The sequence below is a fragment of the Nostoc sp. genome (assembly GCF_036917675.1).
Taxonomy (GTDB): domain Bacteria; phylum Cyanobacteriota; class Cyanobacteriia; order Cyanobacteriales; family Nostocaceae; genus Nostoc.
In genome coordinates, this window is sequence record NZ_JBALCT010000042.1 from 1 (window position 1) to 22,279 (window position 22,279).

At 42.4% G+C, this 22,279-nt stretch carries 22 protein-coding genes; 2 read left to right on the top strand and 20 right to left on the bottom strand.

Annotated features, from left to right (window positions below):
• Positions 1-369: 369 nt before the first annotated feature.
• The 3 genes from V7K31_RS13630 to psaM all read right to left on the bottom strand — a co-directional run bounded on the left by V7K31_RS13630 (position 370) and on the right by psaM (position 1,661).
• Positions 370-624 (bottom strand): hypothetical protein, encoded by a 255-nt coding sequence (locus V7K31_RS13630; RefSeq protein ID WP_335094864.1) that lies wholly within the window; start codon positions 622-624, stop codon positions 370-372.
• Between the two features lie 120 nt (positions 625-744).
• Entirely contained in the window at positions 745-1,155 is a 411-nt protein-coding gene (locus V7K31_RS13635) for a hypothetical protein (RefSeq protein WP_335094865.1), read from the bottom strand.
• Between the two features lie 416 nt (positions 1,156-1,571).
• Positions 1,572-1,661: a photosystem I reaction center subunit XII gene (gene psaM, locus V7K31_RS13640; RefSeq protein ID WP_040630342.1), complete on the bottom strand. Its 90-nt coding sequence runs from the start codon at positions 1,659-1,661 to the stop codon at positions 1,572-1,574.
• 198 nt (positions 1,662-1,859) lie between these two features.
• On the opposite strand from psaM, the gene V7K31_RS13645 reads away from it, so the two are divergent.
• Positions 1,860-3,116 carry an FGGY-family carbohydrate kinase gene (locus tag V7K31_RS13645; protein ID WP_335094866.1) on the top strand — a complete coding sequence of 419 codons (1,257 nt, stop codon included), beginning with the start codon at positions 1,860-1,862 and terminating at the stop codon, positions 3,114-3,116.
• Positions 3,117-3,283: 167 nt separating this feature from the next.
• Here the strand turns inward: V7K31_RS13645 and V7K31_RS13650 are convergent, their stop codons facing one another.
• Positions 3,284-4,507: an McrC family protein gene (locus V7K31_RS13650; protein ID WP_335094867.1), complete on the bottom strand. Its 1,224-nt coding sequence runs from the start codon at positions 4,505-4,507 to the stop codon at positions 3,284-3,286.
• Positions 4,498-6,144, bottom strand: a complete 1,647-nt coding sequence (locus tag V7K31_RS13655) for an McrB family protein (protein ID WP_335094868.1) — start codon at positions 6,142-6,144, stop codon at positions 4,498-4,500. Before V7K31_RS13655 ends, V7K31_RS13650 begins: the two co-directional genes overlap by 10 nt.
• A gap of 189 nt (positions 6,145-6,333) precedes the next feature.
• Here V7K31_RS13655 and V7K31_RS13660 point away from each other — a divergent pair, with 189 nt between their 5' ends.
• A complete protein-coding gene (locus V7K31_RS13660; RefSeq protein ID WP_335094869.1) occupies positions 6,334-7,074 on the top strand; it encodes a dienelactone hydrolase family protein in 741 nt (246 codons plus the stop codon).
• Positions 7,075-7,381: 307 nt separating this feature from the next.
• Here V7K31_RS13660 and leuD read toward each other — a convergent pair whose 3' ends face one another.
• The 15 genes from leuD to V7K31_RS13735 form a co-directional block, all read right to left on the bottom strand.
• Entirely contained in the window at positions 7,382-7,990 is a 609-nt protein-coding gene (gene leuD, locus V7K31_RS13665) for a 3-isopropylmalate dehydratase small subunit (RefSeq protein ID WP_335094870.1), read from the bottom strand.
• A 167-nt stretch (positions 7,991-8,157) separates the two neighbouring features.
• On the bottom strand, positions 8,158-9,561 hold the full coding sequence (gene leuC, locus V7K31_RS13670; RefSeq protein WP_335094871.1) for a 3-isopropylmalate dehydratase large subunit: 1,404 nt from the start codon (positions 9,559-9,561) through the stop codon (positions 8,158-8,160).
• Positions 9,562-10,318: 757 nt separating this feature from the next.
• The gene (locus tag V7K31_RS13675; protein WP_334947525.1) at positions 10,319-10,780 is read right to left on the bottom strand and encodes a ferredoxin; all 462 of its coding nucleotides are present in this window, start codon (positions 10,778-10,780) and stop codon (positions 10,319-10,321) included.
• The gene (locus V7K31_RS13680) at positions 10,780-11,166 is read right to left on the bottom strand and encodes a DUF1257 domain-containing protein (RefSeq protein WP_334947527.1); all 387 of its coding nucleotides are present in this window, start codon (positions 11,164-11,166) and stop codon (positions 10,780-10,782) included. Before V7K31_RS13680 ends, V7K31_RS13675 begins: the two co-directional genes overlap by 1 nt.
• A 39-nt stretch (positions 11,167-11,205) precedes the next feature.
• A complete protein-coding gene (locus tag V7K31_RS13685; RefSeq protein ID WP_335094872.1) occupies positions 11,206-11,415 on the bottom strand; it encodes a DUF2997 domain-containing protein in 210 nt (69 codons plus the stop codon).
• 673 nt (positions 11,416-12,088) lie between these two features.
• Positions 12,089-13,720 (bottom strand): MFS transporter, encoded by a 1,632-nt coding sequence (locus V7K31_RS13690; protein WP_335094873.1) that lies wholly within the window; start codon positions 13,718-13,720, stop codon positions 12,089-12,091.
• 216 nt (positions 13,721-13,936) lie between these two features.
• The gene (locus V7K31_RS13695) at positions 13,937-14,173 is read right to left on the bottom strand and encodes a peptidoglycan-binding domain-containing protein (RefSeq protein WP_335094874.1); all 237 of its coding nucleotides are present in this window, start codon (positions 14,171-14,173) and stop codon (positions 13,937-13,939) included.
• Between the two features lie 78 nt (positions 14,174-14,251).
• On the bottom strand, positions 14,252-15,493 hold the full coding sequence (locus tag V7K31_RS13700) for an NAD(P)/FAD-dependent oxidoreductase (RefSeq protein ID WP_335094875.1): 1,242 nt from the start codon (positions 15,491-15,493) through the stop codon (positions 14,252-14,254).
• Between the two features lie 86 nt (positions 15,494-15,579).
• A complete protein-coding gene (locus V7K31_RS13705) occupies positions 15,580-15,735 on the bottom strand; it encodes a hypothetical protein (protein ID WP_335094876.1) in 156 nt (51 codons plus the stop codon).
• 163 nt (positions 15,736-15,898) lie between these two features.
• Complete coding sequence (locus V7K31_RS13710) at positions 15,899-16,906, bottom strand: aromatic ring-hydroxylating dioxygenase subunit alpha (RefSeq protein WP_335094877.1); 1,008 nt, start codon at positions 16,904-16,906, stop codon at positions 15,899-15,901.
• A gap of 68 nt (positions 16,907-16,974) precedes the next feature.
• On the bottom strand, positions 16,975-17,109 hold the full coding sequence (locus V7K31_RS13715; protein ID WP_335094878.1) for a hypothetical protein: 135 nt from the start codon (positions 17,107-17,109) through the stop codon (positions 16,975-16,977).
• Between the two features lie 10 nt (positions 17,110-17,119).
• Positions 17,120-18,502 (bottom strand): cytochrome P450, encoded by a 1,383-nt coding sequence (locus V7K31_RS13720; protein ID WP_335094879.1) that lies wholly within the window; start codon positions 18,500-18,502, stop codon positions 17,120-17,122.
• Positions 18,503-18,823: 321 nt separating this feature from the next.
• Positions 18,824-20,221 carry a cytochrome P450 gene (locus V7K31_RS13725; RefSeq protein WP_335094880.1) on the bottom strand — a complete coding sequence of 466 codons (1,398 nt, stop codon included), beginning with the start codon at positions 20,219-20,221 and terminating at the stop codon, positions 18,824-18,826.
• 22 nt (positions 20,222-20,243) lie between these two features.
• Positions 20,244-20,609, bottom strand: a complete 366-nt coding sequence (locus V7K31_RS13730) for a VOC family protein (RefSeq protein WP_335094881.1) — start codon at positions 20,607-20,609, stop codon at positions 20,244-20,246.
• A 393-nt stretch (positions 20,610-21,002) separates the two neighbouring features.
• The gene (locus V7K31_RS13735; protein ID WP_335094882.1) at positions 21,003-22,241 is read right to left on the bottom strand and encodes a cytochrome P450; all 1,239 of its coding nucleotides are present in this window, start codon (positions 22,239-22,241) and stop codon (positions 21,003-21,005) included.
• Between the last annotated feature and the right edge of the window lie 38 nt (positions 22,242-22,279).

Below are 22,279 nucleotides of genomic sequence, written 5' to 3' on the forward strand. Positions count from 1 at the left end.
AATAAGTGGCTAGTTTTAATTATGTGGCGTTCAACCAATCTCATTCAGACTCCTCTGTATTCATTGTCAACTCAGCAATCAATTTCTCAGTCTTACGCTTTGCTCGTCTTAACCCATAAATGCGTTGTACGAACAAGTTTTAACCGAGACTAAATCTTGCATTAATTCGTCCTTGGAATTTTCCGCATCATTAACAATTTCTAGTTTTTTACCCGTTGCCTCCAACAATAGCTTGATAAATAGTTCAACCCAAACCTAGTTACTCTATCCCCATGCTCTGCAACCAAAATATTGTAATTGTCATCTTGCAAGGCATTAGATAAAAGCTTTCTATTGTCATTTAGTCCACTACCAATTTCTTTTACAACTTTATAAATTCGATAACCATCTGTCAGCATACTCCGTTAATCTAGTCGCTTGACGCTCTAAATTCGGTTTTGCTTCTGCTGACGATACCCTGGCATAAATTAAGGCAATCGGCTCAACAACTAACGGTGAATCAGACTCAATAATAATTGTCCCGGTTGCCGGAATCTGATAGCCCTTTAGCTGACCAGCTTTCCACCAACGATGCGCCCTCTTGTAACTTACTCCCGCTTTTTTCGCATAATCTGATAGTTTCATCTACCCAAATTACCATGTTTGGGTATAATTATCTATATAATCAATCAATATTTATAACACCCTGTTTTTACGTAACCAGAATCACAAGAAACCTGAATAATCCCAAACTCGCTATTTGTCTTAGGGTGATGACTCTGTTTGTTCATCTTCTCGGCGATCCTGATTCATCAACACGACCCGACGCTGGCTGGGATCAAATCGGTATCCTTGTTGTTGCATAATAGTTTTAGTTTGCTGAGGATCGAAGTTACGGCTAAATTCCGTCTGCAAAGCATTCACATGTCCTTCCATCAGCTTGACATCAGTACTAATTTCTCGCAACTTTTCTTGCTGTAACAACTTATAAGACAAAAGTTGTGCGAAGGCAGATGCTGCAACGGCTGTAATGATCAGATTAACCGCTATTTTGGCTGTGCTTTCCAGTGCCATCACCTGGTAAGAACGTTGACGAAGATGCCGCTTTGGTCGAGAAATTACCCGGCGTTTTTGTATAGGTTGTAACGGTGGTTTGGACGGTTGAATCGCGTTCATGATGCTAAAAATTAACCTCGCTTAGTGAAGAGAAGCACTATTGAAGAGTGCTGAGTTCCGAGTGCTGTTAGCGCTAGCGGGGCGTTTAGCCCATGCTGAGTAAAAATAGCAATAATCCCACTCAGTATCAAATCAGTTTCTAGTAGCGAGTGCCTCGGCTTAGAGTGGGAAGATTCATCAGTACTACTTCTGACTAACTGCTTCTTTCTGGGCACTCAGCACTCCTAAATGCTTGATTTAGCTGTTATATTACTTCATTTTTGGGAAATTGCTACAAGTGTTGCATTAGTTAAAAAATAACCTGGCTTACGCAAGTGCAAGATTTCTAACTACTTATGACATAAAGCCACAAGGTTTGGAAATTGCACCCCGTACTGCCAGGATTATTAGCTTTTTAACTGTGTCACACCGTAGTGTTATTTGTAAAGTTCTGTGGCTAATCGCCAAGCTAGAACTCCTGGGATCAGCGCCACAACTAGAGCGATGTAGACTTGAGTATCTGAGATGGAAGATATCTGAGCGATGTACAGAGTATCTAAGATAGGCATGGCTGAAAACCTCCTAACGTGAATAGATTTTGAACAGTTCGTTTACTACTTTTCCTTGTTTTGCCCGGATTGGGGAATATCTTGTTACAAGATGCAACAAAAGCAGTTATTAGTCGGTACTTCTTAGTTATTCTCGATAAAAAAATTTATAAAAATATGAATTTGTATTTGGGTATCGACTTCGGCACATCTGGCGCACGCGGCGTGGTGATTGACGAGGAAACTTCTTATATCCAAACTGAGGTGCGATATCCCTTCCAGGACTCACCAGCCCCTGTGATGCCAAAAATTTGGCAGGAGGCTTTGTTTGTGCTGGTGGAACAAATACCTGACCAATTGCGGCGAGAAATTAAAGCGATCGCAATTAATGGTACTTCTTCTACTGTCTTGCTGGTCGATGCTGCTGGCAATCCAACAGATGCACCATTGATGTATAACGATGCGCGGGGATCATTGGTACTAGAGCATTTGAGGAATATAGCACCCCCTAATCATACTGTGTTGAGTGCCACCTCCAGCCTGGTCAAACTTTTGTGGATGAGGCAATTACCTACTTTTAGTGAGGCTAGATATTTCCTGCATCAAGCAGATTGGCTGGCGTTTCTTCTACATGGACAGTTGGGGATTAGCGATTACCATAATGCTTTAAAGCTGGGTTATGACGTACAAGAGTTGAAATACCCAGAATGGCTAGAAAAGTTGCAAATACCGATTCAGCTTCCTAAAGTTTTAACTCCTGGTACTCCCATTGCCGAATTGCGCCCTGAAATTGCGGACAAGTTCGGTTTCCGCCGTGATTGTCTGGTGTGTGCAGGTACAACTGATAGTATTGCTGCTTTTCTCGCCAGTGGGGCAAAATTACCTGGTGAAGCAGTGACTTCCCTTGGTTCAACGTTGGTACTAAAGTTATTAAGTCGTACCCGTGTAGAAGATGCCAGATATGGAATTTACAGCCATCGGTTGGGTGATTTGTGGCTGACTGGTGGTGCTTCTAATACTGGGGGTGCAGTACTGAAGCAATTTTTCACAAATGCTGAGTTAGAAAGCCTTAGCCGGGAGATTGATGCATCAATTGCCAGCGAGTTAGATTATTATCCATTATTGAAGGTAGGCGATCGCTTTCCGATTAATGATCCCAATTTAGCCCCACGTTTGTCACCACGCCCAGATAACCCAGGGGAATTTCTGCATGGGTTGTTAGAAAGTATTGCCCGCATAGAAGCGCGAGGGTATGAATTATTACAGCAAATGGGCGCAGACAAGTTGCTCCGTGTTTATACTGCTGGCGGTGGCGCGGCGAATGACATTTGGACTGCGATTAGGGCGCGTCATTTGCAGGTTCCTGTAGTCGCGTCAGTGTATACAGAAGCTGCTTACGGGACAGCGCTATTGGCGATGGGTGAACAAAAGTAATTTTGTAACTATCTTTTCGTAAGTATTTCGTAAATCAGTATCTATCCCAGTGACAATCGATATATCTTGGCTGATAGTGGAATGATTAGATATCGGTTCATCATTTGGGCAGCTATTCGGGGATGGGTGCTTCGCCACAAGCGAATGCCATCTATCCCCTTTACTAATTATCGGTGTGAATTCTGAGAGTATTCAAAGAAAAGAAAAAGGTTTTTTAAGAAGGTTTGACCTGTGCGATCGAGATTATCATCCAGGGAAAAGGTGAGGCTACGGACTCGGATTTGATCACTTTTCATATCTAATGGCTCTGTCAAGTCTTTGGGGTATATCAAAAAGGCTTGCTTACATTTTGTTGTGTTGGCGTAGCTGATCATTTGATGAATATCTGTATTTTCTGCCCGTTCAGGGGCTTTATACTTTGTATCCAAAACTGCTATTGTTTTGCCAGTAGCAGCATCACACAGCAATATATCTATAATAAAGTGTCGATTCTGACTAATTTCTATTGGATGTTGCTGTTTGAAAAAATAGCCTTCTGGCGTGTTTTTCTGAAGCCACTCAGCAACAAAAAGTTCATATAAATGTGCCATATCGACGAGAAAGGGTAGGGTTTTATAATTTCCCCTCTCATGACTGGGACTAATATGTTCCAAAAAGAATCGGCATAAATTATGTAATAGTCGATAGTCTTCATTGAGGCGATTGTACTGTCTTTCAATACAGTCTTCTGCACTACAAGGTTGCAGCGTTATTAATCCTTGTAGAGCGTGATAAGCTTTTCGTACTGTTGGTGATACTCTTTCTGAACATAAACTGCTACGACCAATTATATAAAGTGTCCATGCCAATATTTGATTTTCTTTAATATCAGCCGTATGTTCTTCGTAATCGCATTTAAGTTTAACATTCCACGGCTTTTGAATTACCTGTTGCACATCTAGCCTTCCCCGCACATAAGAAAGCTGCTGTGTTTTAGGCAAGTAAGTACGATATAATCCTTTGCGGCATTGTTCTAAAACTTTATGGGCTAATATCTGAGCCAGATTATTATAAAATTCCTCTAGAGATTCACAATCCATCAGCCCTTCGAGAAAGCGAAAACCTTTCAAATTGTAGGCATATTCCAGCATTCCGAAAAGGTTTTGGATAGGCACTTTCGGATTTATTTTTAGATGCAATTCAGGAGTTACAGCAATGTAACCTACCCATCCTTTAGCTTGAAGTTTCCAATGTTCTCTCGTTGTATAAGTAGGAAATTCTATATCTACTTGTATTTTGTATTTATCATATAACTCGATCGCTGCTAAATCGGGTATTTCATCAAGCTGAAATGATTTATTTTCGTATTCTGTAAGTTCAATAATTCTTGGTTGTGCTGGGTTTATATCCATAGTTTATTTTTGATTTCATCCCAGCGAAACTCATCTACTTTTTTTAGCTGGTTAAAAAAGTACTCTTCTAAATATGGCTCAATTTCCATACGCCATATATCTTCTATATCTTCACGTAGATTGTCTGTTAAAAAGAATGAAATACCAATTTCGTAGTTTTTATCTGCGATCGCTTGATTTAATTGCTCTAAAATATTAATTAATCCCTCTACTGAAAAACCTGTTTTTTGGTGATAACTTCGCAGCACCTTATAGTTTGGACGAAGTTCAATAAACGCAAAGCGGCGACGAAGTGCATGATCTATATTGGCAATAGACCTGTCTGCTGTATTCATTGTGCCAATAATGCGGACATTTTTCGGGATGCGAAACATATTACCGCCAGCTAATGGAATTTCTCTATCTCTGTACTCAAGTAAGTACATTAATTCACCAAAAACTTGTGCGAGATTAGCGCGGTTTATTTCATCAATAATTAAAACGCAAGTTCCTTGATGATACTCTGCTTCTTTGCAGAATTTTAGAAAACTGCCTGGAAGCAAAGGGTATGTTAATTGTCCATCTTGGCTTTGAGGACGGATACCTTGAATGAAATCTTCATAAGAGTATGCTGGATGGAATTGCACTAGTTCCGAAAAACCATCACTACCGCCGATTAAGTGTTTTGCAAGTTTTTCAGCTATGAAGGTTTTGCCTGTTCCAGGCGAACCGCTTAAAATTACCTGTTTTTTGCGATTAATTGTACGTATCCACCGTTTTAAATCTGTTTCATCAAACCCAATTATTTCAGAACATTGCTTGATAGAAAAGTTAGGGTTTATTTGATAACATGAAAAAAAAGCCACAAATTTATTAGTAGCATCTATAACTTCTTGAGATTGCTGAAAATCTTTATTATTTGTGCATTTCATCCATTCTGCGTCTATATTATCTTCGTAAAAACAGTCTGTATTATCTTCGTAAAAAACCATTTTAAAGTCTGTATTATCTTCGTAAGAAAACATTTCTATGATTACAGTTTCATCTCTAATAAATCCATTATTTTGATTATAAATTTCATGTATTTCGGCTAAGTTGACGATCTTATCCAAAAATATAGTCTCACTAATTAGTTCAGCTTCCATTCTCTGCAACTCATATATATCTCCATCTACTTGAAACTGCTGGTGGTTAATTTCCGATACAGATTTAAATAGCATTGAGTCACTGTCTAGGCTATCCATCAGTATTTGCATTATTTGCTGTAAAGCATTATCGACAAAGTACAAAAGTAGATTATTTGGTTCGGATTTCGGTAGTATAGAGCAGCCTAAATCATTTACACAGTCGATTATGTATTCATTGTACTCATGAGTTATGTGAATACCTTTAAGCCACTCTCTACTATAATTATTAATATAGTATTCCCAACAATAATCATTAAGAAATTCCAGGTAAAAACTTACAATAGAAAAAAATCTTATAACTACTAGCAAAAGCTCACGTTTATTAGAATAAGTTGCAAGTCCGGTGTAGATTATTATTTCCCATGCTTGCCAAATCAGTTCTAAAGCTTCCCATTCCTGCTTTGATCCTCCAGTCGCAATTCGTGAAGCGTAAGCTACATCACCCCAAGTAAGAATATTTTTTTGATTCATATCACAGATGATCTAAATACCCCAATTCATTACTTTATAAAATTTAATACTTATTTATTAACTATTAAAGCGATCGCAACAAACTTTCACTGGTAAAAGAACGCCAAATTGTGGGTTGAAAGTAACCCGGATGCTACGGCGCTACAGTGTAGAAGCTAATGACAGTAAGCGTAACACGGAGACAAAAAAGTGCAAATCACCAAGCGCAACGTTGAGTTAAGAGTAGATGGCAGTTTGATGCGTGTTTATGTAGCGGCTCCCAAAGCAGCAGGAAAATACCCTGGTATTGTATTTTATAGTGATATTTATCAGTTAGGTGATCCAATGATTCGTCTAGCTAACTACTTAGCAGGATACGGCTATGTAGTAGCAGCCCCAGAAATTTTTCACCGAATAGAGCCAGTTGGTTTAGTAATAGAGCCAGACGATTTGGGACGGATGCGGGGTAATGACGATGCTCGTCGCACCTCCGTAGCTGATTATGATGCCGATTGCCTTGCTGTAATTGAATTTCTGAAAACAGAGAGTACGGTTTCTCCAAAGAAAATAGGCACTCTCGGCTTTTGTATTGGTGGACATTTAGCTTTCCGCGCCGCATTTAAAAGCGAAATTCGGGCTTGTGTCTGCTGTTACCCGACTGGTATTCCCAGTGGCAAACTGGGTAAAGAGGTAGCCGATACAATCCAGAGGGTAAGTGAAATCAAAGGCGAGATGCTAATGGTGTTCGGTACTCTTGATCCTCATATCCCAGAAAGCGATCGCAAAACCATAATAAGAGCAATTGAGAATGCTAACATACCTCACAAAGTTTTCTTATATGAAGCAGAACATACTTTCATGCGCGACGACGGTTATCGTTATGATTCTAGTGCTACCACCTCTGCTTGGTCTGAAATAGTAACTTTCTTGGGACGCATATTTGCAAACTGAAAACTCCTATAGTGGTTCTCCCTTCGGTGCAGTCCAGTATTTGACCTTACCCTGTCCTGACTTTAATCCCTCTCCTTACTAAGGAGAGGGACAGGTTTTGCACAAGCAAAACCAGGGTGAGGTTTCTTTGGGCTATTCGATAAACCGTAAATTGCGTTAACAGAGACTTGTGTGTACACGGTAGCCTTCCTTTGTAGGGAAGGGATTGGGGATTAGGTCTGTATTGGACTCAACTGAAAACTCTTATTATTGCTTTCTTCGCTTGACAAAAGAGCTTTCCCCGGTAGAGCCAGGGAACGAGAGAATGCTAACTCGCGGCAAAATTACCCCAACTCACATAGGGTAATTTTGCCGCCGTTGCCCGAACTTGGTTAGCATTCGCCACCAACTGACCGCAAGCGTCCCAAGTCCCAGAAATAAATGTGCTTCTGGTGCCTTCTTCGATCGCAACTGGGGCAGTGTAATCACCAATTTGCACTTGTAAAGTTTCCAGATTTACTGTCACGGCGGCTTGGGGATTGGCAGCCACTAACTCTTGCACCTGTTTAACAGTAACAGCATCGGCTATCACACAAGGTATACCCATTGCTACACAGTTACCGAAAAAGATTTCTGCAAAGCTTTCACCGATTAAAGCTTGGATTCCCCATTTTGCGATCGCTTGGGGTGCGTGTTCTCGTGATGAGCCACAGCCAAAATTTCTATTAACTATTAAAATCTTCGCCCCTTGGTACTGGGGTTGGTCAAAGGGATGTTCACCTTTGAGTGCTTTGCGGTCATCAATAAACGCGCCTTCGCCTAAACCATCAAAGGTTACGGCTTTCAAATATCGCGCGGGAATGATGCGATCGGTATCTATATCATTGCCCACTAAGGGTATACCATGCCCTGAAACTGTTTTAACTTCACTCACCATAATTTTTATAGAAAACGAACCACAGAGACACAGAGAAGCCAGTGCGTTGGGCGGGTTCCCCGACTTAAAGCAACTGGCGCGACACAGAGGAATGAGGAAGAGAGAGTTTTTTAGATATTTTTTTATTTGGAAGTTCCTAACAGACTTCTCTCTACCATCAGGTGGGGTTACAATAACTCGCGCACATCAGAAACTTCGCCTTTAATCGCAGCAGTGGCGACCATCGCCGGACTCATCAGCAATGTCCGACCGGAGGATGAACCCTGTCTTCCTTTAAAGTTGCGGTTAGAGGAGGAGGCACTGATTTGTCTTCCTTGTAACTTATCGGGGTTCATAGCTAGGCACATGGAACATCCCGGTTCACGCCACTCAAATCCAGCTTCCTGAAAGATTTTATCCAGTCCTTCAGCTTCCGCCTCTTGCTTCACCCTTTCAGAACCAGGGACAACAAAGGCTTTGATTCCCTCTGCAACGTGACGACCTTTGGCGATTTTCGCAGCTTCCCGCAAATCACTAATCCTACCGTTGGTGCAACTACCAATGAAGCACACATCTATTTTGGTACCCTTGATCGGTTGACCAGGATATAAATCCATATAGCGGTAAGCTTCTTCAGCAATAAATCGGTCTTCTTCCAGCAGTTCTTCCGGCTGAGGCACTGACTGGTTGACACCGATACCTTGACCGGGAGTAATTCCCCAGGTGACGGTAGGAGAAATTTCAGCAGCATCAAATACTACTACATCATCGTATTGGGCATCAGCATCGCTCTTGATAGATTCCCACCAAGCCACTGCTTGATCCCAATCTGCATCTTTGGGAGCAAAATCTCTGCCTTTGAGGTAATCGTAAGTGACTTGATCAGGATTGACATAGCCGCATCTCGCACCGCCTTCGATCGCCATATTGCAGACAGTCATCCTCTCTTCCATATTCATCTGTTCAAATGTCGTACCTGCAAATTCGTAGCCATAGCCCACACCACCTTTAACTCCAAGTGTGCGGATGATATGTAAAATTACATCTTTGGCGTAAACTCCTGGGTTGAGAGTGCCATTAACTTCAATTTTGCGGACTTTCAGTTTGGAAAGGGCGAGAGTTTGGGAAGCGAGAACATCCCGGACTTGGCTAGTACCAATACCAAATGCGATCGCACCAAATGCCCCATGACTCGAAGTGTGGCTATCTCCACAAGCGATCGTCATTCCTGGCTGGGTCAGCCCAAGTTCTGGAGCGATGACATGAACTATACCCTGACTACCAGAACCGATATTGTAAAAAGTTATGTTATTTTCTTGACAATTATTTTCGAGCGCCTGGATCATCTCTTCTGCCAAGCTATCGGCAAAGGGACGCGCCTGGTTTTCTGTCGGCACAATATGATCGACTGTAGCAACGGTACGCTCAGGAAAAAGTACTTTTAGATCCCTCTCGCGTAACATAGCAAAAGCCTGGGGACTGGTGACTTCATGAATTAGGTGAAGCCCGATAAATAGTTGTGTCAGCCCTGAGGGAAGTGTACCAACGGTGTGTAAGTCCCAAACTTTATCAAACAGGGTACCTTTGCTCATAGGTCAATCAATATTTAAAAAGTTTAATCTTAAATAATATCAAAAAAGAGTCTAGGTTTTTGCAGATCACTTCATATTAGTTACATCTTTGCAGTCTTATCGGAAATCGAAGGGTTGAAGACCTGTACCATTACACGTAGCTCGGAGTTTCGGTGTCTCCGACTCCGCTCAATTTCAGTCGGGGTTTAAATTCTTGTCTGAAATTGTCTAAAATGTTTGAATTGTTAATCCTCCTGTGTGTTGTGATCAGATATATAGCGGTTCCCATTCAGATGCGGTACAATATTATATTGCCTGGTATAGTAAGGGCACGGCACTGCCCATAGGTGTCAACTTAACCTGAAAACCAGTCTCTAACTAGCTTTTAGATTGTCTCGTTAAGAGTCTCCGACTGGGAATGCCGTTCTAGAGGCTCCGCCTCCCTTGCTGGCGGCAGAGCCGCCAAGAGCAGCATTTCCAGCCAGAGTCTGGAAACGAGGTTTTATAAGGGGTTTGCGCTTAAGTTTATACCAATGGGCACTGCCGTGCCCTTACGGGTGTACCTCACGCTTGTCGGGAAACGCTATAGCTTTAGTCTGGAAAACCAGATGAAATCTGATGCTGTTAATTAAAAATTACGTTAGCGAGTATTCCTACTTCTAGGTCGAACCAAGCTACGCGCAGCATCCCGTTAAGAGCGTCAGAATCAAGACGCCTCGGCGGAGCGTCTTTGGCTTTGCTCCTGAATTCTTCTTCAAATTGATTTAACGTTTTTATCTTAATAACGGGATTTTTTGGTCTTTAACTTTTGCTTTTTACGCCGACGTTCGCTAGCAGCAACTGCATGTTCTACCGGATAACCCACTACAGGAATTACCTGATATTTGCGCTCTTCTTCTAAGTTTTTCAGTTCAGTGTAATTAACCCAGTGAATGCAATCAACCGGACAAGTGTCAATTGCTTCTTGGATAATTTCCTCAGAGTCCCCATCTTGCCGAACCACGCGCGATCGCCCGTAATCTGGTTCAATGTAAAAGGTGTTACGCGCAACGTGAGCGCAGTGCTTACAACCAATACAGGTGATTTCGTCAACATAAACACCATTTTGGCGCAGCAAACCGCCCAATTCCGGTTCTAAGCCAGAACGTTCTGGGGCATCCCGTAAAAAACCCCCTAATTCTGGTTCCAAACCGGAACGATTATCTTCTTGTTCTTCCGGTGACGGCAGAAAATCAGCCATTACGCACTCCAGCGTTGTACTACCAGGCGAATTGAACCATCTTCATTTTTTTGTTGTTCAGAGACTTGAAAACCAACACGAGCTGTTTCTTTCACAACTGTTTGATAAGCATAGCGCTGTGTTACCTGGCGCAAAAATCCGTCCACAGACAGGTCTTGTTGCCAATATTGCAAGTCAGCCACCAGTTCATATTCCAAGCCATTCCATCTAAAGCCGATGTCGTAGCCATTTTCCTGCTCAATACTAACTTCCGCAGGATGGGTTTGACCGCGATAGCCACGTACTTCCCGTGGTCCTGGTTTCCAGTCTACGCCCAATTCAGTCAAAGCATCTTTCAAAGAATCAAGGTTACGGATTTGAGTCTTAATTTGGCTAAAGTGTGACATGGTGGTTTTGATTTAATAACACTAAACTACTGTGAAAACTTACCAATCGCTGTAAGTGGTGTGTGTATTCGCCACATTAGATTGCTGCACCTGAGCGGCAAAATATTCTGAGGTTGGCTGATGATTAAGTACTTGCCCCAGCTGCGCCTCTATTGCTGCTGTAACCTCAGCGCAAGAAGCACCTACAATGCCAGTGACTTTTTCTTGTACCCGACCGTCTGGATAGATTATGAACTCTAATGTCTCCATGCTCTTGGCCAACCACGATAAGTACGCTTAAATTGTACTGCCTTAGCAGAAGGCTACAAATATAGCCGTAGGAACATTTTTACTTAGATACAAACTTGCCATTTTGTTAAATAACTGTTCCATCTTTCAACATATATATCTCATAATCTTTACAAAAATTATTAATTTTATAAGCAGCCACGTCAGTATTTAGTTAGTCTCTCTTAACCTCATCGATTAGTCAAGGTAACAACTGAGTTTGCTAAGTAAGCTGCAAAGTCCTAAAACTAAGCATTAGAGGTACTATAGCGAGCAAGGCAATTCATAAAAATATAAAATCTATTGAAAAACTTTATTATTACCATTAGATTTACCGAAGAAGACAGAGGGCAGGAGGCAGGAGGAAGAAAAATATTTTTTGCCCTCTGCCAAAGGGTTTAAAGCCCCTAAATTCATTTATGAAAAAAGTAAAAAAATTTTTTTCGAGACGCGCTGTTCGGGTGAAAAAAAGGTGTCCTTTGCGAAAATTTAACTGCTCGGAAGGCTTAAAAATGGTATGTGTATTTACGCCACACGGTACTAGTGACTTCCCTAGTTCTAATGTACTATATATTTCCTGCTCAAGTTTTGGGTGGGTGCCCTTATATTTGATGTACATCAATCGCCGTAAATGTTTGGAGTTTCGCACTCCTGACTAGTCTAGCTGAAACACGAATGTTACTGCGTCTCGCCGACCGAGACTGAAGCTAAGACCTGATTTTAACTTATACCAAATACCAGGTATTAAAGGATACTTGTTTATAAAAGTGCCGTTAGCACTACCCAGATCCTGGATATAGTATTCTTCGCCATCAAAGCGAATCTGGGCGTGAGCCCGTGAGACAACTCTAGAATTTGGCAAATCTGAAATATCCACATCTGGAGGAATGCGAGGATTGGGCTTACCAATAGTAACTAGCTCAAAATTTTCTGGCAGTAGAATTGTTTTATTAGTTTCGGGATGGAATAGCTGTCCAATAGCCGGCGGTTGGACGATGGTAACAGATGCAAACTCTGGCGGCGCATTGGGTGGTAGGCTGCTAACTGGAGCGCTAATATTTATGGTTTTAGCAGTGAAGCTGAGTACTTTAGTAGTTAGCAAATAATTGAAGACTACAAATGAAATTAGTGAAAAAACAACGCTAGCATAAAATACTCCTTGTATTCCCCAAAATCTTATAGCTAAACTGCCGAAAAATGGTCCTAATGTCTGTCCCCATGATATTACTGTGGTATTTATCGCCATAAATCCCGCGCGAGATTTTTGTGCAGCAAGTCCTGCTAGCAGTGCTTGAGAGCATGGGACGGCGATACCTTGAGCAATACCCTGTATAAATAACGGGATAAATAACAACCAAAAGTTACTGACAATAGGCAGAAGTGACAGAGCGATCGCAAAGAGAATAAAAGCGAGTTTGATGAGTTTGATTTCGGAGATATTCCTAGTCAAGCGTCCCAATTGAGAAGCTGCGATCGCTACTGTAATTGAGATACTTGCCAGTAGCATACCATTTACGGCTTCAGATGTGTGAAACTTGCTTGTTGCTAAAAATGGGATGTAGGTTAAACATACAGTTTCCAGTAAGAAGAGAGATAATACAGCAAACAAAAGCCCGATGACGCGCCGATTGTTGATACTATTCCAAGTACTTTTTAAATAAGATTTCAGTTCAAACTTCTCTGCTTGATGTTGTTTTCTTGGCAGTCTGAGGGTTGTTATGACTAATAATGCCACCAAAATGGAAACCAGTGATACGAAAAACGTATATCGCCAGTTAAAAATACCTAATATACCACCAAGAAGGGGGAAAAGTGCGGCGCTAATACCAATCAGAGCGCCATTAAATGCCATCACACTACCTAACTTTTTGCCGCTATAGAGATCGCCAATAATGGTAAGTTGTATAGGCTCTAAGCTAGTAGCACCAACACCTTGTATAAAACGCCATCCTAACAGTCCAGTGAAATTAGATGCTAAACCGCTGAACATACCACCAAGGGCAAACAGTAGCAGAGAAGGAATCAGAATTTGTTTTCTGCCTAAGATGTCAACTAAAATTCCTACGATTGGAGAAATTACGGCACCGGGTAACTGATAAAGTATTGATATCCATGAAACTTGCGCTGGTGTAACATTAAAAAAACTTTGGATAGTTGGCAATACAGGGTTACAAATGTTTCCCCCTAAAATGCCCATAACTGTTACAAGATTGATAATGTAAAAGTTCTTATCCTGGAAGAGGCTTGTTTGACTTTTTAATTTACTATTCATTGTTGAATTACTCATAATTTTTCCTCTTTAATAATACCTCTGGCAATTTACGAGGGTAAGTTGATGATACTTTCAGCATTAACTTTCTGTTCTCTGAGGTTTGGCAAAAACAATAATTCCTAAAAATTCCTTTAAGGTTTACCACAAGGTTTTTTTTAAAGTATTACTGGCAGTATAAAGGTTTTGACAGTCTTTAAAGCGGGCTGAACACGACTTCAACCCGCTTTTTTTCTAAGATTTAGCTGAAGCCAAAGCTACACCTATCTGTCTTCCGGTTTGAGGACCAACTATTCCATCTACGGTTAAGTTGTAGTCTTGTTGGAATTTTTTGACTACGTTTTCGGTAGTTTCATCAAATACGCCAACAGATCCAATTTGATATCCCAGTTGAGACAATTCGTGTTGCAGACGTTCAACATATGTACCTTGATCACCATTACGGAGGATGGGAGGAATTTGGTTAGTCATGATTTTCTCCTTTTAATGAATGTGAATTTTGAATCGTGTCTGCACCCTTAATAAATATATAGGAATAGCAAAATTGCTTTATGCACTTAGTATGGGCGATCGCTTATTTTCCGCAGTACCAAGAATTCGTTGTATATTTTCTGGTGCGTAAAACTCTGAAGCTGAGACTGCTCCGCCGACGATTCCGAAGAATTGGCTGGCATCAGTTGGGTTGTTGCACAGGGCGTTCAAGAGTTGTAGCATAAACGGTGGCAGCGGCTCCAGTGCAGCCAATTGGCAAGTCAAATCATATATGGGCATTACCTCTGCATCTCGCTGTAGCTCATAGCCAGCTAAAGTTACTTCTAATGGTTGATATCCACTGAAGGCTGTATCAATAGCATCAGCCAAGACCTGAGCATCCTGGAAAGAATTAGTAATTCCCTGAGCCGTGAGCGGATCTCTGTGGTAGCGTGCATCTCCCACCAATGCCCATCCGTTTCCAAAGGCTTTACGGAAGAAGTTTATATTGTTACTGGTGCCAACAAAAGGTTCCTGACGTTGAGCGTTGCTGGCTAGCTTGGCTAAATCTGGGGTCAGTTCTAGTGTTTTGAGGAAATTCCCCTCAATGTCTTTACGGAACTCTTGGAACTCATGATAAGGAAATTGCACGAAAAGCTGAGTCAGACCGTCATTGGTGGGTTCTGTGGAAATAAACCGACCGTCTCTGATGTATACTTCACCGCACTCCATCGGAAAATTACTCCAGTAGCTGTAGTAACATCCAGTCAGCGAAGGTCTTTCGTTATAAGTTGCCGCTTTGACTGAGCGAGCCACTAATGAATTTATACCGTCTGCACCAATAACAATACGCGCCTTCTCGGTTACAACTTGTCCATTTTTCATGCGCCCGCGAATTCCAGTGACGCGATCGCCATCCATCAAAATTTCCTGTACCGAAAAGCCCTCCCGCAGTTCTGCACCTGCTTCTGTGGCTGCATCTACTAGGATTTTGTCAAGATACTTGCGGCGCACACCATAGCAATCGCTGACGCCATCGATTGATGGACCATGACCAACAAAAGATGCTGGTCCAAAGTCAAATTTGACCTGACGTATTGGTGGGCAATTGGAAGCTGCAACTTTGTCCAACAGTCCCCAGCGTTTCAGAAGAGCAACTCCAGATGGGTGGATCAAATGCCCCGACATAATATCGCTGGGAAAGGTAGCCCGATCTAATAATAATACACGGTAGCCCTTGCGAGCTAAAAGCATAGCGGTTGGTGAACCTGCACAACGAGCGCCAACAATAATGGCATCGTAAATATTGTCTTGATTCATGATTCTTCCTAGATTTTTGAAATATTGGGATGAAGTAGCCTTCATAAGTATCTAGGAGTAGCTAAAATCGGTTTATGCATTTAGGATCAGCGATCAGTTGGGTTGAGCAAAGCGGATACTGTTGGCGAAACATCGTTTAATACCCAAAAACAAACCACAAAGGACGCAACAGCGAAGCGCAAAGCATAGATCCTAGAAAGAAGAAGTTCGGCTTCGCGATCGCGTGCCGGAGGTATCGGCATGCCAATATCTGGTTATTCTTTTAACTAAGGGACTTGCAAATAAAAAAACATCCAACTATTTATTGTGGGGTGGGCATCTTGCCCGCTCACGATTACGGGCGGGCGAGACGCCCACCCCACAAGATGAGATAATTTATTTCTTGGAAATCCCTAATCCTGTGAATTAACGGGAACTTACTGCATTTTTAGCAACTGGAATAGTCCCGAAAGTTACACCTAATTTGCTCAACCACTTACGGTAAGCAATAGTGGTGCGATCGCTTGGTAAATGAAATTCGGCTTGCAAGTCTAAGGGGAGACGTTTTGGCCGCTGGGACTCTACGGCTGTAATGTCTTGCTTAATCACCTTGTTTGATAGCTCATTCATCTCTGCCTCTGGAACTTCACCAGGTGTATTGAAGAGAATCAATTTCCAGCCAATACACTCTTCCTCATCAACAGGTGTGACTGTAAACAAAATCACCATGCAGTCATTGGGTGTTCCCCGCCGTAAGCATACAGTCAAGGGGCGCAAGATGTCTAAGGATGCGCTCATCACTTCACCCTCTCCACTCATATCTACGTCGTATTGCCAAACCTTAATCTCGCTGACCTTGATCCCATCTGGCTTCGACTCGATTTTATAATTTCCCATCTCTGCAAAGTCAGGTGTGCCTAGAGTATCACCATGCACGTAGGCTATGTGGTTAACATCGATGAAATTTTCTAAATTGCGGGGAGCGCTAGATTTACAGTGACCGTAACCAAAGAAAAACCTATGGCGATAGCTTGGGTCATCCCATTCTGGCCAGGAAGGTACATCTTGTTGTGGTGTCCCCAGACAAACCCATACCACACCATAGCGTTCCTGAACGTGAAATGTTTTGACACAAGCCTTTGAACGTGCTGGTGGTGGCTGATCTGGGTGAGCAGGAACGTGTACACATTGTCCTGAGTTGTTAAACATAAAGCCGTGATAGGGACAGACGAGATTATCTTCTTTTACCCATCCAGTTGCAAAGCTAGATCCTCGGTGAGGACAACGATCTTGCCAAGCTTTGGCTTCGCCGCTACTGCGCCACAGCACTAAATCTTCGCCTAACAAACGAGCTTTAAGAATTTTTCCTTCTTGCAAATCTTGCGATCGCGCTACCACATGCCAGTCGTTATTGAGAACTGCGTCGGATACCATCTTGATAAGACTCCTATAATGTGTAATCTTGATGAAGTTAAAAGACGAGAGCAGATTGAACAGTGAATCTAAAGGATGAAGTGTGTAGACGCCCGAAAGGCGGCTTCCCGTAGGGTAGGATGAAGTAAAAAGTTTTTATACTTGATTGATTTTGTATCCAACTTTACACTTATTTCTTCATCCTCGATCCTTTTTTTGGTCATTGATATCTCCTCAGCCCCTGCTTAACAATACTTTAATGCCATTTTGCGGTTGCAAAGTAATCGTTGGTTGGGGAACAAGTGACTGATTTGCAACTAAAACCATTTTAAATTTTTGGGCAATTGTTGCTAGTAATAAGACTGATTCCATCAGTGCAAAACTTTTCCCAATACAAGTACGCGGACCGTTTCCAAATGGTAAGTAAACGCCTCGTGGCAGCTGTTTTTCTAAGTCGCCAGCCCAACGCTCTGGATTAAATGCCTGTGGCTGTTCAAAATAGCGATCGCTGTGGTGCATTACCCATTGACTCATGAAGATTGTGCAGCCAGCAGGCACATAATAGCCGCCAATTTCACAATCTCTACTGGCTTGAAAATCTAGATTCCAGACCACTGGATAGAGCCGCATTGTTTCTTTAATTACCATGTTGGTGTAATGCAAAGCCGGGAGGTCAGCAACTGTCAAAGAGCGATCGCCTAATACTTCTTTAAGTTCTTGTTGTAACTTGGTTTGTACTTCTGGATATTGAGATAAAAGCATCCATGTCCACGCCAAGGTATTGGCACTGGTTTCATGTCCTGCAAAAATTAAGGTAGCGATTTCATCTCGTAATTGCTTGTCGCTCATCTGACTACCATCATCTTCATCCCGCGCTTGCATCATCATCGATAGCAAATCAAGACTTTCTTCACCACTAGTGCGTCGTTGCTGAATAATTTGATAGATATGTTTGTCCATCTGCTCAACGGCATATTTGTAACGGAGATTCGACGGCGTGGGAAATTTCTCTGGTAAGGAAACGGGTGATTTCTGCTTTGCCAAAAACCACTCTGCTGCAACACTCATCGCCTGTGCAACATCGTGAGCTTGTTCCTCGGTGACATCGCTGCTAAATAGAGTTTTCATCACAATGTTGAAGGTGAGACGCATTATATCTGCGTTAATATCTCTTGTTTCCCCATCTTTCCAGGTGTCGAGCATACTATTTGTGTAGTCAACCATCACTTCCCCATAACCCGAAATCCGCTTTTGGTGAAATACAGGTTGGGCTAAACGTCGTTGACGAAACCAGGTATTGCCTTCACTGGTTAAAAGTCCGTCTCCCAATAGAGCATTAAGGGTTCTTAATGCATTAGCTTTGACAAATAACTTATTGTCTTTGAGTACTTGGTCAATATATTCAGGATTGCTTAACAGAATTGTTGGACTGTTACCTAAACGGAAGGGAACAATTTCACCATATTGTTGAGCGCATTGGGTCAGAAAGCCTAGTGGATCTTGACCAAACTCAATTGCGTTCCCCACAATAAATTTGCCTTTTGGTCCAGGTAGAGTTAAGACATTTTGCAGGTTTTTCTTTAGATTATTTGATAATTTAACATCTTGGTTTAACATTATCTTCTCCTGTTGATTTATCATTTATTTCATGGCGGAGTAAAAGAGAATGAAATCCTTCTGGTAACGCACCATTCACCTCGGTGGGTTACGCTTTGCTCTAATGCATCCTACAAAGGAATGTCACTTAACTTCAGGCGAAAATCCTTGTTAATTAGGATTTTGACGACTCTCGTTCCTTGACTCTGACAAGGAATGCAGGTATGGGAGGCTCTGCCTTCTGCTTGGGGTTTCCCAGCCAGAAGCTATGAAGCAGTCAACGCAAAAGCTTGGTATTAAGTAAGTGCCATTCCATCTGACAAATTACTAAAAATTCTGTGCTTAGTTGGGTTGATTTCGTCGTTGCTTCACTACTACTTTGATGCCATTTTGCGGTTGTAAAGTAATCGTGGGTTGGGGAACAATTGACTGACCTGGCACCAGAGACATGTCAAATTTTTGGGCGATTGTTGCCAGTAATAAAACTGTTTCCATCAGTGCAAAACTTCTACCAATACAAATGCGTGGACCACCTCCAAATGGTACGTAAACACCGCGTGGAAGCTGTTTTTCTAAGTCGCCAGCCCAACGCTCTGGATTAAATGTTTCTGGCTGTTCAAAATAGCGATCGCTACGATGCATTACCCATTGACTCATGATGATTGTGCAGCCCGCAGGTACATGATAGCCGCCAATTTCACAGTCTCTGCTAGTTTCACTAACCATGTTCCAGACTACTGGGTAGAGCCGCATTGACTCTTTAATTACCATGTTGGTGTAATGCAAAGCCGGGAGGTCAGCAACTGTCAAAGAGCGATCGCCTAATACTTCTTTAAGTTCTTGTTGTAACTTGGTTTGTACTTCTGGATATTGAGATAAAAGCATCCATGTCCACGCCAAGGTATTGGCACTGGTTTCATGTCCTGCAAAAATTAAGGTAGCGATTTCATCTCGTAATTGCTTGTCGCTCATCTGACTACCATCATCTTCATCCCGCGCTTGCATCATCATCGATAGCAAATCAAGACTTTCTTCACCACTAGTGCGTCGTTGCTGAATAATTTGATAGATATGTTTGTCCATCTGCTCAACGGCATATTTGTAACGGAGATTCGACGGCGTGGGAAATTGCTCTGGTAAAGAAAAAGGCGACTTCCGCCTAGCTAAAAACCACTCCGCTGCGACACTCATCGCCTGTGCAACATCGTCAGCTTGCTCCTCAGTAACATCGCTGCTAAATAGAGTTTTCATCACAATGTTGAAGGTGAGACGCATTATATCTGCGTTAATATCTCTTGTTTCGCCGTCTCGCCAGGTGTCGAGCATATTATTTGTGTAGTCAACCATCACTTCTCCATAACTTGAAATCCGCTTTTGGTGAAATACAGGTTGAGCTAAACGTCGTTGACGAAACCAGCTGTCTCCTTCACTGACTAAAAGTCCATTTCCTAGTAAAGCGTGAAGACTTTTCAATGCCTTAGCTTTGACAAACAACTCTCGGTCTTTAAGCACTGGTTCAATATCGTTAGGATTGGTTAAAACAATTGTGGGGCTATTGCCCAAATGCAAGGGAATAATTTCACCATATTGCTGAGCGCATTGAGTCATAAACCCTAGTGGATTTTGACCAAAGTCAATGGCGTTCCCCACAATAAATTTGCCTTTAGGCCCAGGTAAAGTAAAGACACTCTTAAGGTTTTTGTTTAAATTATCTGATCCACTTAGCTTTTGCTTTAACATCCTCTTCTCCTCTTAATATCCCTTATTGGTGAATTGCGAACGGATTACCTTCTGGGTCAAAACCTGAAGCAACTTTGAGGTCAGGCGAGGGAGACCGAATCACACTAAGTTCTACACCACGCTCAGTTAGTGTTTTGTACGCAGTTTCGATGTCATGAACGCTAAATGCCAACTTGGTTCTATCTTCACCGAATTTCTTTTCCCCATTGTAGTGCAGCACTAGCGTGCATTCACCCGTTCCCAACTCTACCCAAACTTGGTCACTGTAATTTTTCAAACCTGCGGGGGATTTGACAGCTAGCTCTAGCTTGTTGCAGTAAAAATCTATCTGCTGGTTCATGTCTTGTACATAGAGAATAGTTTTTGTCAAACCTTGTGTGAGACCCATGTTATTTACTCCTTGTTTTTAGTTTTTTAGTTATAGGGCTTATGCAGAATCATCAAGAAACGTAGACGCGCCAGCAGCTTCCCATAGGGGACTGCAAAGGACGCAAAGGAATAAGAGTTTTTGCATAAGTCCTATTAGTTGTTATCGAAATAGTGCGTCCTTATTTCAACGAAGGGGAAGGGGGCAGGGAGCGGGGGGAAACGACCCCTTTCTCCTGCCGTGGAGCAGAGCGGAACATGGGTCTGAGTCCCCCACTTCTATTAAGTGGTTCTCGAACAGGAATGGGTCGAATCCCCCTTTCTGTTCCTTCTCCCCTGCTCCCTGCTCGCTGCTCCCTTGCCTCTTTTTCAATCCCTCTAGATTTATCTCTCTTGGTTACTCAGCACTCTTGAATTAGTTAAAAGCAACCCGCAGGTGTTTGGGACCGTGAAATACGATGTTGTCTGCCCATTCAATCTTTTCCTCTACCAGACGCAATTTTGGTAAACGGTTGAGCAGGACATTTAAGGCGATCGCAGCTTCTGCACGAGCCAAGGCAGAGCCAAGGCAAAAATGGATACCACTACCAAAGCCGCAATGTTTGCCTTCGGGACGCTGGAAATCGAGGATATCGGGGTTAAGAAAGCGTTCTGGGTCTCGATTCGCAGAACCAAGCATTAATCCCACACTGTCACCGCGTCGAATCAACTGACCACCAATTTCGATATCTGTATAAGCCCAACGTGTCACCATTTGCACCGGACCATCGTAACGTATAAGTTCCTCAACTGCATTGGGCATGAGTTCGGGGTGGGAACGTAATAGTTGCAAAGCATCCTGGTTTTGCAGTAACGCCATTATTCCCTTAGAAATGAGGTTGATTGTGGTTTCGTGACCAGCAGTTAACAAATGAATGCAGGTAGCAAGAATTTCCTCGTCGCTGAGTTTGTCGTTCTCATCCCTTGCCCTTACCAAAGCCGTAATTAAATCTTGCCTTGGTTCGGCATGTCGTTGAGCGATCGCTCGTTGAAAGTAATCGATAAAACCTTGGGTGGCTTCCTCTGCTTGTTCGTAAACTTCGGGTGATGGTGTGAGACGGGAAGCACTGGCATGTTGCAAAGCCAATGCCCATTTACGGAATAAGGGACGGTCTGAACTATCCACACCCAGCAAATCAGCAATAACCATCACTGGTAACGGAAAAGCAAAATCATCAACCAAATCCATTTCACCCTGGATTTGCACTTGATCCAATAAATTATGGCAGAGGTCGAAAATCGCAGGACGAATATTGTCAACCATCTTGGGAGAGAAAACTTTATTGACTAGCGATCGCAATCTGGTATGGTTTGGTGGGTCACGAAAGACCATCCAGTTGCTCACTATTGAGCGAAAACCCTTAAATGCTGGTGGTACTGGCGAACCTTCACCATCGTTTCGCACCCGTGCCGCCTCGCGTCCAAATTTCGGACTTTCTAACACCTGCATTACATTTTCATAACCGAAAAGATACCAAGTCCCTCCCAACCGAGGATTTGAAGAAATACCCCAATGTATCGGGTCTTGTTCGCGGTAGCGACGGTAAACTGTGTAAGGATCTGCAATGACTTCAGGTATAAACGGGTTTAATCTCTCAATTGTGGAAGTAGACATTTTTGCCTCTTTTGATAAGTTTGTTTATGAGAAATATT

Bases quoted from the DNA above. Each gene is read 5' to 3' on its own strand.
- V7K31_RS13630 (WP_335094864.1), bottom strand. From the start codon at position 624: ATGAAACTATCAGATTATGCGAAAAAAGCGGGAGTAAGTTACAAGAGG.
- V7K31_RS13635 (WP_335094865.1), bottom strand. From the start codon at position 1,155: ATGAACGCGATTCAACCGTCCAAACCACCGTTACAACCTATACAAAAA.
- V7K31_RS13645 (WP_335094866.1), top strand. From the start codon at position 1,860: ATGAATTTGTATTTGGGTATCGACTTCGGCACATCTGGCGCACGCGGC.
- V7K31_RS13650 (WP_335094867.1), bottom strand. From the start codon at position 4,507: ATGGATATAAACCCAGCACAACCAAGAATTATTGAACTTACAGAATAC.
- V7K31_RS13655 (WP_335094868.1), bottom strand. From the start codon at position 6,144: ATGAATCAAAAAAATATTCTTACTTGGGGTGATGTAGCTTACGCTTCA.
- leuD (WP_335094870.1), bottom strand. From the start codon at position 7,990: ATGGTGAGTGAAGTTAAAACAGTTTCAGGGCATGGTATACCCTTAGTG.
- leuC (WP_335094871.1), bottom strand. From the start codon at position 9,561: ATGAGCAAAGGTACCCTGTTTGATAAAGTTTGGGACTTACACACCGTT.
- V7K31_RS13675 (WP_334947525.1), bottom strand. From the start codon at position 10,780: ATGGCTGATTTTCTGCCGTCACCGGAAGAACAAGAAGATAATCGTTCC.
- V7K31_RS13680 (WP_334947527.1), bottom strand. From the start codon at position 11,166: ATGTCACACTTTAGCCAAATTAAGACTCAAATCCGTAACCTTGATTCT.
- V7K31_RS13685 (WP_335094872.1), bottom strand. From the start codon at position 11,415: ATGGAGACATTAGAGTTCATAATCTATCCAGACGGTCGGGTACAAGAA.
- V7K31_RS13690 (WP_335094873.1), bottom strand. From the start codon at position 13,720: ATGAGTAATTCAACAATGAATAGTAAATTAAAAAGTCAAACAAGCCTC.
- V7K31_RS13695 (WP_335094874.1), bottom strand. From the start codon at position 14,173: ATGACTAACCAAATTCCTCCCATCCTCCGTAATGGTGATCAAGGTACA.
- V7K31_RS13700 (WP_335094875.1), bottom strand. From the start codon at position 15,493: ATGAATCAAGACAATATTTACGATGCCATTATTGTTGGCGCTCGTTGT.
- V7K31_RS13705 (WP_335094876.1), bottom strand. From the start codon at position 15,735: ATGCCGATACCTCCGGCACGCGATCGCGAAGCCGAACTTCTTCTTTCT.
- V7K31_RS13710 (WP_335094877.1), bottom strand. From the start codon at position 16,906: ATGGTATCCGACGCAGTTCTCAATAACGACTGGCATGTGGTAGCGCGA.
- V7K31_RS13715 (WP_335094878.1), bottom strand. From the start codon at position 17,109: ATGACCAAAAAAAGGATCGAGGATGAAGAAATAAGTGTAAAGTTGGAT.
- V7K31_RS13720 (WP_335094879.1), bottom strand. From the start codon at position 18,502: ATGTTAAACCAAGATGTTAAATTATCAAATAATCTAAAGAAAAACCTG.
- V7K31_RS13725 (WP_335094880.1), bottom strand. From the start codon at position 20,221: ATGTTAAAGCAAAAGCTAAGTGGATCAGATAATTTAAACAAAAACCTT.
- V7K31_RS13730 (WP_335094881.1), bottom strand. From the start codon at position 20,609: ATGGGTCTCACACAAGGTTTGACAAAAACTATTCTCTATGTACAAGAC.
- V7K31_RS13735 (WP_335094882.1), bottom strand. From the start codon at position 22,241: ATGTCTACTTCCACAATTGAGAGATTAAACCCGTTTATACCTGAAGTC.